This is a genomic window from Erythrobacter sp. SN021 (genome assembly GCF_021864455.1).
The window spans coordinates 1-264 of record NZ_JAKKUW010000225.1 but is presented as its reverse complement, the minus strand read 5'-3'; the positions used below and the strand labels follow the sequence as shown (position 1 = coordinate 264).

Below are 264 nucleotides of genomic sequence, written 5' to 3'. Positions count from 1 at the left end.
AGCGATTTCGCCATAACATCTGTTTGTCAAAATGAGCGGCGAAGAACCAACATCGGGCGAAGAAAAGCCGAATTTTCAGGGCAAATACGCCCTCGTCCGAAACGAGAATTTCGAGAGCTTTCTCGAAGCGAACGGTGCCAACTGGATGATACGGAAGATGGCAGGCGCCGCATCCCCTGTCTTGGAGATAACTCAGGATGGGGATACGTTTGGCGTGAAGCTGCAGAGTATGTTCCATAGCAAGGACCAGTCATTTAAGATCGG

General features: G+C 50.4%; 1 protein-coding gene. It reads left to right on the top strand.

The features are described from left to right. Positions 1-31 precede the first annotated feature (31 nt). On the top strand, positions 32-264 hold a 233-nt coding region (locus L5849_RS15680), incomplete at its 3' end, for a lipocalin/fatty-acid binding family protein (protein ID WP_236926296.1).